Annotated in this window: 15 protein-coding genes and 1 tRNA gene; 11 read left to right on the top strand and 5 right to left on the bottom strand. The window is 50.8% G+C overall.

The window, feature by feature from the left end:
* The first annotated feature begins 10 nt into the window (after window positions 1-10).
* The 4 genes from GFB57_RS19110 to GFB57_RS19125 are packed head-to-tail and all read left to right on the top strand — an operon-like array spanning window position 11 to window position 2,998.
* Window positions 11-451, top strand: coding sequence for a pseudoazurin (locus GFB57_RS19110; protein ID WP_003035925.1), 441 nt, complete (start codon window positions 11-13; stop codon window positions 449-451).
* Between the two features lie 27 nt (window positions 452-478).
* Window positions 479-1,030, top strand: coding sequence for a ubiquinol-cytochrome c reductase iron-sulfur subunit (petA, locus tag GFB57_RS19115; protein ID WP_003035923.1), 552 nt, complete (start codon window positions 479-481; stop codon window positions 1,028-1,030).
* Between the two features lies 1 nt (window position 1,031).
* Window positions 1,032-2,192, top strand: coding sequence for a cytochrome b N-terminal domain-containing protein (locus tag GFB57_RS19120; protein WP_008320242.1), 1,161 nt, complete (start codon window positions 1,032-1,034; stop codon window positions 2,190-2,192).
* A gap of 2 nt (window positions 2,193-2,194) precedes the next feature.
* Complete coding sequence (locus GFB57_RS19125) at window positions 2,195-2,998, top strand: cytochrome c1 (protein ID WP_008320240.1); 804 nt, start codon at window positions 2,195-2,197, stop codon at window positions 2,996-2,998.
* Between the two features lie 154 nt (window positions 2,999-3,152).
* Here the strand turns inward: GFB57_RS19125 and GFB57_RS19130 are convergent.
* Both GFB57_RS19130 and GFB57_RS19135 read right to left on the bottom strand, forming a co-directional pair.
* Window positions 3,153-3,240, bottom strand: a tRNA-Ser gene (locus GFB57_RS19130).
* A gap of 142 nt (window positions 3,241-3,382) precedes the next feature.
* Window positions 3,383-5,011 carry an ABC transporter substrate-binding protein gene (locus GFB57_RS19135; RefSeq protein WP_003035920.1) on the bottom strand — a complete coding sequence of 543 codons (1,629 nt, stop codon included), beginning with the start codon at window positions 5,009-5,011 and terminating at the stop codon, window positions 3,383-3,385.
* Window positions 5,012-5,282: 271 nt separating this feature from the next.
* Between GFB57_RS19135 and yccA the strand changes: the two genes are divergently transcribed.
* Both yccA and tusE read left to right on the top strand, forming a co-directional pair.
* On the top strand, window positions 5,283-5,942 hold the full coding sequence (gene yccA, locus GFB57_RS19140) for an FtsH protease modulator YccA (RefSeq protein ID WP_003035917.1): 660 nt from the start codon (window positions 5,283-5,285) through the stop codon (window positions 5,940-5,942).
* Window positions 5,943-6,030: 88 nt separating this feature from the next.
* Window positions 6,031-6,360, top strand: a complete 330-nt coding sequence (gene tusE / locus GFB57_RS19145; RefSeq protein WP_003035914.1) for a sulfurtransferase TusE — start codon at window positions 6,031-6,033, stop codon at window positions 6,358-6,360.
* On the opposite strand, the gene yccX is transcribed toward tusE, so the two are convergent.
* On the bottom strand, window positions 6,357-6,638 hold the full coding sequence (gene yccX, locus GFB57_RS19150) for an acylphosphatase (protein ID WP_003035911.1): 282 nt from the start codon (window positions 6,636-6,638) through the stop codon (window positions 6,357-6,359). The two genes, tusE and yccX, sit on opposite strands and share 4 nt — an antisense overlap.
* A gap of 94 nt (window positions 6,639-6,732) precedes the next feature.
* Here yccX and rlmI point away from each other — a divergent pair, with 94 nt between their 5' ends.
* Both rlmI and hspQ read left to right on the top strand, forming a co-directional pair.
* Window positions 6,733-7,923: a 23S rRNA (cytosine(1962)-C(5))-methyltransferase RlmI gene (gene rlmI, locus GFB57_RS19155; protein WP_003035908.1), complete on the top strand. Its 1,191-nt coding sequence runs from the start codon at window positions 6,733-6,735 to the stop codon at window positions 7,921-7,923.
* 57 nt (window positions 7,924-7,980) lie between these two features.
* Complete coding sequence (gene hspQ / locus GFB57_RS19160) at window positions 7,981-8,298, top strand: heat shock protein HspQ (protein ID WP_003035905.1); 318 nt, start codon at window positions 7,981-7,983, stop codon at window positions 8,296-8,298.
* A 61-nt stretch (window positions 8,299-8,359) separates the two neighbouring features.
* Here hspQ and GFB57_RS19165 read toward each other — a convergent pair whose 3' ends face one another.
* On the bottom strand, window positions 8,360-8,773 hold the full coding sequence (locus GFB57_RS19165) for a CoA-binding protein (RefSeq protein ID WP_003035903.1): 414 nt from the start codon (window positions 8,771-8,773) through the stop codon (window positions 8,360-8,362).
* Between the two features lie 172 nt (window positions 8,774-8,945).
* Between GFB57_RS19165 and GFB57_RS19170 the strand changes: the two genes are divergently transcribed.
* Both GFB57_RS19170 and mgsA read left to right on the top strand, forming a co-directional pair.
* Window positions 8,946-9,608: a DUF2057 family protein gene (locus GFB57_RS19170; RefSeq protein ID WP_003035900.1), complete on the top strand. Its 663-nt coding sequence runs from the start codon at window positions 8,946-8,948 to the stop codon at window positions 9,606-9,608.
* 93 nt (window positions 9,609-9,701) lie between these two features.
* Window positions 9,702-10,160 carry a methylglyoxal synthase gene (gene mgsA / locus GFB57_RS19175; protein ID WP_003035897.1) on the top strand — a complete coding sequence of 153 codons (459 nt, stop codon included), beginning with the start codon at window positions 9,702-9,704 and terminating at the stop codon, window positions 10,158-10,160.
* A gap of 32 nt (window positions 10,161-10,192) precedes the next feature.
* On the opposite strand, the gene helD is transcribed toward mgsA, so the two are convergent.
* Window positions 10,193-12,247: a DNA helicase IV gene (gene helD, locus GFB57_RS19180; protein ID WP_003035894.1), complete on the bottom strand. Its 2,055-nt coding sequence runs from the start codon at window positions 12,245-12,247 to the stop codon at window positions 10,193-10,195.
* A gap of 125 nt (window positions 12,248-12,372) precedes the next feature.
* Between helD and GFB57_RS19185 the strand changes: the two genes are divergently transcribed.
* Window positions 12,373-12,819: a YccF domain-containing protein gene (locus GFB57_RS19185; protein ID WP_003035892.1), complete on the top strand. Its 447-nt coding sequence runs from the start codon at window positions 12,373-12,375 to the stop codon at window positions 12,817-12,819.
* The last annotated feature ends 15 nt before the right edge of the window (window positions 12,820-12,834 follow it).

Here is a 12,834-nt window from a genome sequence, read left to right on the forward strand (position 1 = left end):
GGAAGAATCGATGAAATACCTCAAACAGAGTCTGAAAGTTTTGTGTTTACTCGCCCTCGCCTCTTCAGCCTTCGCGCAAACTCACGAAGTGTTGATGAAGAATCGTGGGTCTGCGGGGCCGATGGTCTACGAGCCGGATTATCTGGAGATCCAACCCGGTGATACGGTGAAGTTTATCCGTAAGCATAAGAGCCACAACGCGGCTTCAATTGCTGAATTGTCTCCAGCTGACTATCCCGGTTTCATGGGAAAAATAGATGAAGAGATCGAGGTGACTTATGACAACCCTGGATTTTACGGCATCAAATGTTCACCGCATTACGCTCAGGGCATGGTGATGATGATTAAGGTTGGCGATACCACGTTACCGGACAGCTATCGGGCATTCAAAGCGCCAGGTATTGCTGATAAGCGCTTTCAGGAAATTTACGCGCGTATCGACAAACAATAATCCGCATTACTCTGGGAGAAATACAAGGTGGCAGACAAAAAACTTGCAGATGGCGAAATCCAGGAACAGCGTCGGGAATGCCTGTGTAAACTGACGAAATTCGTCGGCGCGGCGGGCATCGCGGCTGCTGTGTGGCCGCTGGTTTCGGCCTTAAGCCCGGATGAGAAAACGCTAGGGGAAAATGAACCGATTGATGTTTCTCTTGCGGGTGTCGCTGCTGGACAAACCATCAGGCGCATATGGCAGGGAAAGCTGATTCTTATTCACCACCGCACGCAGGAAGAGATTGTCGCCGCCAGAAATGCCGACTGGCATACGCTTATTGATCCACAGTCTGACAGCGAGAGGGTCTCTGCGGTTCATCCCCAATGGCTGGTGGTTCAAGGGTACTGTCCACATGCCGGATGTGTCCCCAACGCCCAGCCGGGAGGGCTGGGCTGGATTTGTCCGTGCCACGGCTCGGAATTTGATACCTCCGGGCGCGTGACGCGCGGCCCCGCAACGACCAACCTGGCAATCCCGGATTACGCCTTTCATTCTGATGGTCAGATCGTGCGTATCGGCACTAAGGAAGCCTGACATGATGAGTGAGCGCGTCTATTCGCTTCGCTGGCGAATTCCTTTTCCTCGCTCGATTACCGGACTCTGGCTGTTCGCTATCGGCGCAATCCTGCTGGTTATGCTCGGCGTGCAGATCCTGACAGGTATCGTACTGGCGATGTTTTACGTCCCGACAGCCGGGCTGGCATTTGACTCCATTATTCATATTATGCGTGCGGTTCGCCACGGAGAACTGATACGCAATATGCATGCTATTGGCGCATCGCTCTTTTTCTTTGCCTGTTATCTGCATATTTTTCGCGGTATGTACTACAACGTGTACCGCAAGCCCTGGACAACAATGTGGTTGATTAGCGTCACGCTGTATATCCTCCTGATGATAACCGCATTTCTTGGTTATAGTCTTATTTGGGGGCAAAAAAGCTACTGGGCGGCAACGGTCATTACTCGCTTTGCCCAGGCCATTCCGCTAGTGGGTGATACGTTATACGCATATTTAGTCGGTAGCCATACGCCGGGAACACCGATGCTTGGCCGCTTTTTTGTTATCCACTTTATTCTTCCTTTTGTGATTGTCGTGGCAACGGTTTTTCATATACGAACCGTACAGTCAGCGTTTGCCCAGGCGATGAAAAAGAAGTTCAGCGAGAAAGAGTCCAGGAGCCTGTTGTTCGATTACAAAATTACCGATCTCGATGCCATCAAAATCACCCTTTTTTTGATGCTCTTCGCCTGGTTTTTATTCTTTGCTCCGCACTATCTGAGCAGCGCCGATAACTTTATTCCCGCAGACCCAACGATTACACCGGCAATTGTTGCGCCAGAATGGTATTTCCTTCCCTTCTTCTCCATCTTGCGCTGCTTCCCGAATGAATTCGTAGGACTAGCCGCGATGTGCGGTTCGATACTGATTTTCTATTTTCTTCCCTGGCTTGATACCTCCCGGGCTCGTTTTCGCCATTACAGCAAGCTGGTCAAATGCGGATTCTGGCTGTGGGTCATCAATGCCTGCTTTTTAGGCTGGTTAGGATCGAAAGCGCTGGTTGGCCCCGACCTTCTTGACGGTTTTCGTAACGAAGAAGGTTGGATACGTGCCGCGTCCCAGCTTTCGACGCTGATTTGGTTTGCCTGGTTTTTAATCGTATTACCTTGCCGTCGTTTTCTGGAAAAACAGGACTGATGATGAAACGACTATTGAAATTCAGTGTTCTGTGTTTTTCTCTATTGGGACTGGGCTCCACCTATGCGCAAGAAGCCACGCCTGAACGACAGGAATGGAGTTTCAGCGGCATCAATGGCCAGTATGATAAAGAGCAGCTTCGGCGTGGTCTGCAGGTTTATGAAGAGAAGTGTCGCGCTTGTCACGGCATGAAGCACCTTACCTTTCGAACCTTGACCAGATCCGGCGGCCCGGAACTCACAGAAGAAGAAGCAAGAAGTATCGCTAACGGCTATCAGTTTCCTGAGATTCAGGATGACGGCCAGATGGGTGAGCGGGACGGGACGCTAAATGACAGCTTTATATCGCCATATTTAAACGAGCGGGAAGCTCGATACCTTAATAATGGCGCAGAACCTGTTGACCTGAGCTATATCGTCCGCGCCCGCTCATACGATCGTGGATTTCCGCAATTCCTGTTAGATGCTTTTCTGCCCTACACGGACCAGGGAGCTGATTACGTCTACGCGCTACTCACCGGCTATCTTCCTGACGATCCCGAACTGAAGGCTAACCGCTATTTTCCGGGCGGCGTGATTAACATGCCGAAACCACTGAATAGCGGAGAGATCCAATGGAGTCCGGCGTCGCAGAAAGCTGAAACTGAGGAGCAATACGCCAGGGATGTTACCGCCTTTCTGGCATGGGCAGCCGATCCGGCGCTCTCTGAACGAAAACAGCAAGGGATTTACGTTATGGGCTATCTGGCTATTATGCTGGGGCTGCTATGGATATTACGACGAATGAAGAGACGTTCGCTCATGTAGCTTTTGCGAGGCGGGGTGATTACTCAGTTCACCAGCATTCAACCGGTCAGCAGCACTGTTGCTCTTGCGCGACTAAGACGAGTAAAGGAAGACAAAATATAAACCGAGCAAAACGAAAAAACCCCAAGCTATTTGATAGCTTGGGGTTTATGTTTGGCGGAAGCGTAGAGATTCGAACTCTAGAACCCTTTCGGGTCGCCGGTTTTCAAGACCGGTGCCTTCAACCGCTCGGCCACGCTTCCAATGAGGCGCACTATAAACATCCCGAACGGGCCTGTAAAGCACCAATGTGTTCGTTTGCCTGAAAAACAGCCAAAATATTGTTAATCGACTGAAATAACAACAGATTGACCATTTAATCAGCACAAATACCAGCTACAACGCTTAATGTTTTTTGATGTACATATCTTTGGTGTAGTAATTTCCCCGGTTATCCGGCGCAAATCCCCCCACCCACGGCTTCACCAGATGCGTGCGGACATAGTGGTAAACCGGAATCGCAGGGACATCATCACCTAAAAGATCTTCAGCCTGCTGATAGTATTTGCCTCGTTCTTCCAGTGAATTTGCTTTCGCCGCATTACGCATCGCTTCATCAAAGGCGGGATTGCTGTACTTGGTAGTATTCTCGCTATCACCGGTACGGAAAATATTGAGGAAACTTGAAGCATCATCATAATCGGCTATCCACGCATAGCGCACGACGTCAAAATTACCGGTGTGCATAGTGTCCAGCATGGTTTTCCATTCCTGGTTTTGCAGCTTCGCCTCGACGCCAAGGTTTTTCTTCCACATCGACGATGCGGCAATCGCAATACGCTGGTGCGTTTCGAAGGTGTTGTAGAGCAAATTCAAGCTAAGCGGATGCTCAGGACCAAAACCGGCTTCAGCAAGCAGTTTTTTGGCTTCAGCAATACGTTTTTCGAGCGGCCATGACGCATACTCCGGTGCATGCAGTTTCACCCCACCTATTTCCGGCTGGCTGATAACCCACGCTGCTCGCTGCCCCTGCCCCATCACCTTTTGCGCAATGATGTCTTTATCCAACGCCATATTCAGCGCCCGGCGCACGCGCGGATCATTAAACGGCGCGCGGGTTGTATTGAACTGATAGTAATACGTTGAAAGCTGGGGTGAGACATGCAGTTCATCGCCCATCGTTTTTTTCAGTTGGGCGAACTGATTGACCGGTACGCTATAAACAATGTCGATTTCACCGGCCTTATAGCGGTTTACGTCAGCCGACTCTGAGCTGATGGGCAAATAAGTAACTTTATTAATAACCGTATGCCGATCGTCCCAGTAATGTGGGTTACGCTCGGCAACGATGCGCTCATTGACCACCCATTGCGATAGTTTGTACGGCCCACTGCTGACAAAATGTTCTGGTCGGGTCCACTTGTCGCCAAAACGCCCAATCAGAACTTTATCCAGCGGCACCAGCGATGGATGCGCCAGCATCGCCAGAAACGCCGCCGTCGGTTGCGTCAGGGTAATTTCCAGCGTGGTATCATCCAGGGCTTTGACCCCTAGTGTAGCGGGATCTTTATTCCCTTGGGCAATATCAACCGCGTTCGCAACATGCATATTGCCCAGATACGAAGCATAAGGTGAAGCCGTTTGCGGCGAGACCAGACGCTGCCAGCTCCAGACAACATCCTGTGCGGTAATCGCAGAGCCATCAGACCAGGTAATGCCCGGACGTAAATGAAAGGTCCAGATAGTATTGTCTTTATTCTCCCAGGATGCCGCAAGGCGGGGCTCGATAGACCCATCCTGATTAACAGCAACCAGACCGTCGAACATATCGCTGATTAAATTAAACTCAACGTTGCTTTCGACTTTATGCGGATCCAGCGATGCCGGCTCACTGCCGTTATTTCTCACCAGTTCCTGCTTTTCAGCCAATGCTGTTCCTGCGGGAACATGAGCTGCCCATGCCGCGCCGTTTATTGATATCACACAGGCGGCCAACAGCGTAAACGTAAATACCTTCGATTTGTGTTGAGTCATTCCCTGCACCTTATTGTTCTGTTTTGTGATGACACCGCAATCACTCATAAAGGGATACAGTAAATAACGCAATATTTTTCAGTGACCTATAAGATGTCGATCTGACATTTTCAAACAATAAGTGGTAACATCTAATTTAGGCACTTTTGCTGAAATAAAATGCTTAAGTCTAGCGGGTTAAAATGCGTAAAGATGGGTAAAATCGCTGTGTCATTACCCGTGATTTCATTATCCTCCGTCATTAATTACATCTGTCATAAGAGAGTGACTCATGGATCGTATTATTAGTTCTTCGCGCGACCGTACATCGCTACTCAGCACGCATAAAGTGCTGCGCAATACCTATTTTCTGCTCAGCCTGACGCTGGCGTTTTCTGCCATCACCGCAACGGCAAGCACCGTGCTGATGCTGCCATCCCCGGGTCTAATCCTGACGCTGGTGGGTATGTATGGTCTGATGTTCCTGACATATAAAACTGCGGATAAGCCGGTCGGAATTCTGTCTGCTTTCGCATTCACCGGCTTCCTGGGCTACATTCTGGGACCGATTCTGAACACCTACCTGTCTGCAGGCATGGGTGATGTTATCGGTATGGCGCTGGGCGGCACTGCTCTGGTCTTCTTCAGCTGTTCTGCCTATGTGCTGACCACCCGTAAAGACATGTCCTTCCTCGGCGGTATGCTGATGGCAGGTATCGTGGTGGTGCTGATTGGTATGGTTGCGAATATCTTCCTGCAACTGCCAGCTCTGCATCTGGCCATCAGCGCGGTGTTTATTCTGATTTCTTCAGGCGCTATCCTGTTTGAAACCAGCAATATCATCCGTGGCGGTGAAACCAACTACATCCGTGCAACGGTCAGCCTGTATGTTTCGCTGTACAACATCTTCGTCAGCCTGCTGAGCATTCTGGGCTTCGCCAGCCGCGACTAAGTTGTCAACTCGCACTATCCAGCCCCGCTTATGCGGGGCTTTCTTTTTTGGTAAACTGCCGCCAGTTTGACTAACGTAGTGACGAATTATGTTGATCTTTGAAGGTAAAGAAATCAGTACCGATAGCGAAGGCTATCTGAAAGATACCACGCTGTGGAGCGAGCCGCTGGCCGAGAAAATCGCCGAAAACGAAGGCATTACGCTCTCCGCAGAACATTGGGAAGTGGTGCGTTTTGTCCGCGATTTTTATCTGGAATTTAATACCTCCCCCGCTATCCGCATGCTGGTAAAAGCGATGGCCAACAAGTTTGGCGAAGAGAAAGGCAACAGCCGTTATCTCTACCGCCTGTTCCCGAAAGGTCCGGCCAAGCAGGCGACTAAAATTGCCGGCCTGCCGAAACCGGTGAAATGTATTTAATAACGGATACTAAATCCCTTTAGCTCGTCGCCAGGACGATGGGGTTCGCTGAGAACTCTGTCTACCCTGGCGCTTCGCGGTCCCCCGGCTTTCAACCACTTCATCAGTTGTTCCACCCGGTCACTTTCACCGCAGGCGACAACCTCTACGCTGCCGTCATCCATATTCTTCGCGTATCCGGTCAATCCCAGCCGTTGTGCTTCATGCTGGGTGGTGTAGCGAAATCCTACCCCCTGAACCCGGCCATAGACCCAGGCGATTATGCAGACTTTCGACATTGCGGTTCTCCTTATCATCACTGCGCGCGTTGCAAATATGCGTAAAACTCAGGACAATGGCGCCCATTTCTTTGAATTGACAGAATAGTAAATTATGAGTGTACGTTTAGTGTTAGCCAAAGGGCGCGAAAAATCATTACTGCGCCGCCATCCGTGGGTATTTTCCGGTGCTGTCGCACGTATGGAAGGTAAAGCCAACCTCGGTGAAACCATCGATATTGTTGACCATCAGGGTAAATGGTTAGCACGCGGCGCGTACTCACCCGCGTCGCAGATCCGTGCACGCGTCTGGACATTTGACAAGTCTGAGTCCATCGATATTGATTTCTTCACCCGTCGTCTGCAGCAGGCGCAGGCATGGCGTGACTGGCTGGCGAAAAAAGACGGTCTGGATAGCTACCGTCTGATCGCCGGCGAATCCGATGGTCTGCCGGGTGTCACCATTGACCGCTTCGGCAACTTCCTGGTGTTGCAGTTGCTCAGTGCGGGGGCTGAATACCAACGCGCCGCGCTGATTAGCGCTCTGCAAATTGTTTTCCCGGACTGCGCCATTTATGACCGTAGCGACGTAGCGGTGCGAAAAAAAGAAGGTATGGAGCTGACTCAAGGGCCAGTAACGGGCGAGCTTCCGCCAGCACTGCTGCCAATTGAAGAGCACGGCATGAAGCTGCTGGTTGATATTCAGCATGGTCACAAAACCGGCTATTACCTCGATCAACGCGATAGCCGCCTGGCCACGCGTCGTTATGTGGAAAATCAGCGTGTGCTGAACTGTTTCTCTTATACCGGTGGATTTGCGGTTTCAGCATTAATGGGTGGATGCCGTCAGGTCGTCAGCGTTGACACCTCTCAGGAAGCGCTCGATATTGCCCGCCAAAACGTGGAACTGAACAAGCTGGATCTGAGCAAAGCTGAGTTCGTGCGTGATGATGTGTTCAAACTTCTGCGAGCTTATCGCGATCGTGGTGAGAAATTCGACGTCATCGTGATGGATCCGCCGAAATTTGTCGAAAACAAAAGCCAGTTGATGGGCGCCTGCCGCGGCTATAAGGACATCAATATGCTGGCTATTCAGTTGCTCAATCCGGGCGGCGTACTGCTGACTTTCTCCTGCTCTGGGCTTATGACCACCGATTTATTTCAGAAAATCATCGCTGATGCCGCAATAGATGCTGGTCGTGATGTACAATTTATAGAGCAGTTCCGTCAGGCCGCCGATCACCCGGTGATCGCTACCTACCCGGAAGGGCTGTATCTGAAAGGGTTTGCCTGTCGCATCATGTAACTTGAAAAGTGGAATATTACCCTTACATAGAGGGTATCTATTTCCCGGGAGGTGACTATGATTGCCAGCAAATTCGGTATCGGCCAGCAGGTCCGCCATTCCCTGTTAGGTTACCTCGGAGTGGTCGTGGATATCGACCCGGAATATTCGCTTGATCAACCGTCAGCCGATGAGTTGGCGGTTAACGACGAACTTCGCGCCGCTCCCTGGTATCACGTGGTGATGGAAGACGATAATGGTCTGCCAGTACATACGTATCTGGCCGAAGCACAACTGAGTAGCGAGCTACAGGAAGAACATCCGGAGCAACCGTCGATGGATGAACTGGCGCGAACAATTCGAAAACAGCTTCAGGCCCCGCGCCTGCGCAATTGATGCAAACACAGACCCGATTAGCTAATCGGGTCTGTGCGTTTTGTTCGGCTACAGATCAACCTTACTTCGCCAGTCCCAGCCGCGGGATCTCAATCGCCGGGCAACGATCCATTACCACCGTCAACCCTGCATCACGAGCCAGTACGGCTGCCTGCTCGTTAATCACGCCGAGCTGCATCCATAGGGTCTTCGCGCCGATGGCAATTGCCTCCTGAGCAACACCCCACGCCGCTTCGGAATTACGGAAGACATCTACCATATCCACTTTCTCTGGTACATCTGCCAGCGTCGCATAGCCCTGCTGCCCCAGCAGTGTTTTTCCGGCAACTTTCGGTGAAACAGGAATAACGTGATAGCCCTGATCGAGTAAATATTTCATAACCCGATAGCTTGGGCGATCGGGTTTATCGCTTGCTCCCACCAGTGCAATCGTGCGGGTCGTTGTCAAAATGCCAGCAATATCGGTCTCTTTCATCGTTTTCCTCCAGGCTGTTTAACAAAGTGTACGACAAACCTGACTTTGCGACCATTCATCCCATACTGGCGCATGAGAGCTAAACTCAAAAATATGTCTATATGTTAGTAAACATGATTATCGAAAAATTTAGATACATCTTATACAGATTTTTTCTGGACAGGAGAAACCTATGAAAGCCGGCATTGTGACAGCCTTAATTGCCCTGTGTTTGCCGGTAACCGTTTTTGCTACCTCTCTACGTCTGTCTAATGATATTGACCTTCTGGTGCTGGACGGAAAAAAAGTCTCCAGCTCATTACTGCGTGGTGCCGAAAGTATTGAGCTGGAAAATGGTCGGCACCAGCTTGTGTTTCGCGTAGAAAAAACCATTCGCCTGTCCAGCCACGAAGAACGTCTGTATATTTCGCCCCCGCTGGTCATCAGCTTTGATACCCAACTCGTCAGTCAGGTTAATTTTCACCTGCCACGTCTGAGCAACGAGCGAGATGCAACGCATTTTGATGATGCCCCACGCGTAGAACTGCTGGATGGGGATTCCATGCCTATACCGGTTAAGCTGGATATTCTGTCAATCACATCCACCGCAAAAATCGTAGATTATGAAATAGAAACAGAGCGCTATAACAAAGCGGCTAAGCATGCGTCTTTACCGCAATTTGCCACGATGATGGCCGATGACAGTTCGCTGCTTTCCGGGGTATCTGAACTGGACCGCGTGCCGCCTCAGTCGCAAACGCTGACTGAGCAACGCTTAAAATATTGGTTTCAACAGGCTGACGCACAAACGCGAAGTAACTTCTTACAATGGGCTGAGAAACAGCCCCCATCGTGACATTTATGTTCGCATACGCATTTTTTTTGTCTTTCTCTTGCAGCGTCAAGTGCTTCCAGTACTCTGTAACAAGGTTAACTTGGGAGCTGTACTATGGAATTAACGACTCGCACATTACCAGCGCAGAAACATATTGCGTTGGTCGCACACGATCACTGCAAAAAGATGTTGATGAGCTGGGTTGAACGCCACCAGCCATTACTGGAAAAACACGTTCTGTATGCTACAGGAACAACAGGAAATTTAATTCAACGCGCGACAGGAATGGACGTCAACGCCATGCTGAGCGGCCCGATGGGGGGTGACCAGCAGGTGGGTGCGCTAATTTCAGAAGGGAAAATTGATGTGCTGATTTTCTTCTGGGATCCGCTCAACGCCGTTCCCCACGATCCTGATGTCAAAGCCCTGCTACGCCTGGCCACAGTCTGGAACATTCCGGTCGCCACCAACGTGTCAACGGCTGATTTTATTATCCAGTCGCCAAACTTCAACGACGCAACGGATATCTTGATCCCGGATTACGCCCGTTATCTTGCAGAACGCCTCAAATAAACGCTAAGCAGGCGGCAACTGCCGCCTGCTTTTCAGGGTTTCCGGGTCACCGGAACGTCTAATTGCTTAAGCTCATCAACAAAACATGATGGCGCGTCTTTGCTAAACAGTAGCCATACCCGATGTCGTGCACGCGTTAGCGCCACATACAGCAACCGCCGCTCTTCAGCATCAGGAAAATCTTCAACAGCCGGGAGTAACGCCTCTTCCATAATCGACTCGCGAGCCGGAGCCGGAAAACCGTCATTCCCGTCATGAAGCCCCATAACAATGACGTAATCCGCCTGCTGCCCTTTGCTGGCATGAATAGTCATAAAATCCAACTGCAGCTTGGGCCAGCGGGTGGCCGCTTTGTCCAGGCTGGCTGGCTTCAGATGATGGTACCGCGCCAGCACCAGAATTCTCTCTTCAGCTTTCACAAAACCCGACAGCTTATCCAGCAACAGATCTAACTGACTTTCATCGAGCAACGTGACTGCTTTTTTATCACCGGTCGTCAGACTGTTAAGCGGTTTCGTGAGCTGATGTGGGTTTTGCTGGATAAACTGGTTTGCGACTTCGCCAATCCGGCTATTAAAACGGTAAGTCGTATCCAGATTACAGCTATCGCCCTCACCAAAATTTTGCTGGAATGCGGTCGTCAGAGAAAGCTTTGCTCCGCTGAACCGGTAAATGGCCTGCCAGTCATCTCCCACGGCAAACAGCGTGGTCTGCGAGTTTTGCTTTCGCAAGGCGGCTAACAGGGCGGCGCGCTGAGGGGAAATATCCTGAAATTCATCGACCAGAATATGTTTCCACGGACTGATAAACCGCCCCTTCTCCAGAATGACAATAGCCTGATGGATCAACCCGGAGAAATCGACGGCATTCTCATCCTTCAGGGCACTCTTCCAGGCCTTGAGCAGCGGCGCCATTAGCTTTATGCGTTTACTGAACAGATCGCGGATCTCCTCCGGAGCATTAGCAATCATCTCCGCCTGTGCTCCACCATGCATCCGCATCAAACTAACCCAGCGATCCAACCGGGAGGCCAGACGGCGCTGTAATTTTTCGTCATCCCAGAAGTTACCTTCGGGTACAGACCACTGCATTTCTTCTTCTAACCATTGTCGCCAGCCTTTAGCCTGAGCCTTTTTCTCACTGCACTGCTGACGCCAGGTCGTTATAAAGAGTTTACTGCGAGCGGCGGCATCATTTTCCAGCTTGCTCACTGTTGGAACTTTTTTGCTACCTTGCGAAATAATGTACAACGCCAGTGAATGGAACGTCCGCGCAGTGACCTCGTCCGTATGCAGACGCTCACGAATGCGGTCATCCATCTCCTGGGCTGCTTTGCGTCCAAACGCCAGCAACAGGATCTGTTCAGCCGCCGCCTCTCCTCGAGCAAGCAGCCAGCCCGCACGGGCGACCAATACGGATGTTTTGCCGCTTCCGGCCCCCGCAAGAACCAATAAGGATTGTTCACCGTTCACCACCGCACGCGCCTGAGCCGGATTCAACGGCGAAGATTCAATATGCTGGAAAAACTCAGCATACTCTTCCAGCATTGCCTCGGTGTACGCCTGATTGTGCTGTAAGCGGCAGGCTTCAATGTCCTTCAACCATGCCTTGCATTGACGTAACGCCTCCCGGCAATTTTCAAATTCTTCCAGCCGATTAACCGGGAGCGGTAACGCGGCAAAGGCACGGCGAATCTGCTGCTGCAGCCCTGACGTTTGTTCACGCGTCAGCCATTTACTTTCACTACTACGCGCCGCTATCGCATCCAACTGCTGCTGTAAAACCCCCGCAGCAACGTCACTCATTTCCTGGCTCCACTGCTGCCAGAGTGCATTCAAATGATGATGGAAGCGCTGGGTTTCCGCCCACTCTGTACCGTGAAGACGAACCACCTTCTCATCCGGGAGAACAAACTCCAGCTCGCCCCACACCAGACCACGTTTGCAATGAATAGCCAGTAACTGATTGAAAGGAATAAGATACTCGTGGCGATCGCCGGAAACTTTAATCCCGGCATTGAGAATAACGGCCCGATCGTAAGGGTGTTGTGCCAGACGTTTTCCAAGAGAAGTAGCTTTCAGTTCCATAAGACTCAAGCGGATCCACACGAAGAGGTTTGCTTATCAGTGTAACCGCCAGAGAAAACGTGCTCCAGCCCAAAAAAACGTTACAATTGCCGAATTCACAGAAAACCAGAGTTAACCGAGGGTTTATGCGTACTGTTCTGAATATTTTAAATTTTGTGCTTGGGGGGTTCGCCACCACCCTGGCCTGGTTACTGGCAACGCTGGTCAGTATCGTGCTTATTTTTACTTTACCCTTGACCCGTTCATGCTGGGAGATAACCCGACTTTCGCTGTTTCCCTATGGCAACGAAGCGATACATGTCGATGAACTGAATCCGGCCGGTAAAAGCGTCCTGTTGAATACCGGCGGCACCGTGCTCAATATTTTCTGGCTGATTTTCTTCGGCTGGTGGTTGTGTCTGATGCACATTGTCTCTGGTATTGCTCAGTGCATAACGATTATTGGTATTCCGGTTGGCATTGCGAACTTTAAAATCGCTGCTATTGCGCTCTGGCCGGTGGGCCGCCGGGTAGTTTCAGTAGAAGTTGCCCGTGCAGCGCGTGAAGCCAATGCACGTCGTCGCTTTGAATAATCAGGACCAATGGCC

The sequence above is a fragment of the Citrobacter sp. S39 genome, assembly GCF_009495675.1.
Lineage (GTDB): Bacteria > Pseudomonadota > Gammaproteobacteria > Enterobacterales > Enterobacteriaceae > Citrobacter > Citrobacter freundii.

Bases quoted from the DNA above. Each gene is read 5' to 3' on its own strand.
- GFB57_RS19185 (WP_003035892.1), top strand. From the start codon at position 12,373: ATGCGTACTGTTCTGAATATTTTAAATTTTGTGCTTGGGGGGTTCGCC.
- GFB57_RS19170 (WP_003035900.1), top strand. From the start codon at position 8,946: ATGAAAGCCGGCATTGTGACAGCCTTAATTGCCCTGTGTTTGCCGGTA.
- rlmI (WP_003035908.1), top strand. From the start codon at position 6,733: ATGAGTGTACGTTTAGTGTTAGCCAAAGGGCGCGAAAAATCATTACTG.
- GFB57_RS19135 (WP_003035920.1), bottom strand. From the start codon at position 5,011: ATGACTCAACACAAATCGAAGGTATTTACGTTTACGCTGTTGGCCGCC.
- tusE (WP_003035914.1), top strand. From the start codon at position 6,031: ATGTTGATCTTTGAAGGTAAAGAAATCAGTACCGATAGCGAAGGCTAT.
- GFB57_RS19165 (WP_003035903.1), bottom strand. From the start codon at position 8,773: ATGAAAGAGACCGATATTGCTGGCATTTTGACAACGACCCGCACGATT.
- GFB57_RS19110 (WP_003035925.1), top strand. From the start codon at position 11: ATGAAATACCTCAAACAGAGTCTGAAAGTTTTGTGTTTACTCGCCCTC.
- yccA (WP_003035917.1), top strand. From the start codon at position 5,283: ATGGATCGTATTATTAGTTCTTCGCGCGACCGTACATCGCTACTCAGC.
- helD (WP_003035894.1), bottom strand. From the start codon at position 12,247: ATGGAACTGAAAGCTACTTCTCTTGGAAAACGTCTGGCACAACACCCT.
- GFB57_RS19120 (WP_008320242.1), top strand. From the start codon at position 1,032: ATGATGAGTGAGCGCGTCTATTCGCTTCGCTGGCGAATTCCTTTTCCT.
- mgsA (WP_003035897.1), top strand. From the start codon at position 9,702: ATGGAATTAACGACTCGCACATTACCAGCGCAGAAACATATTGCGTTG.
- yccX (WP_003035911.1), bottom strand. From the start codon at position 6,638: ATGTCGAAAGTCTGCATAATCGCCTGGGTCTATGGCCGGGTTCAGGGG.
- GFB57_RS19125 (WP_008320240.1), top strand. From the start codon at position 2,195: ATGAAACGACTATTGAAATTCAGTGTTCTGTGTTTTTCTCTATTGGGA.
- hspQ (WP_003035905.1), top strand. From the start codon at position 7,981: ATGATTGCCAGCAAATTCGGTATCGGCCAGCAGGTCCGCCATTCCCTG.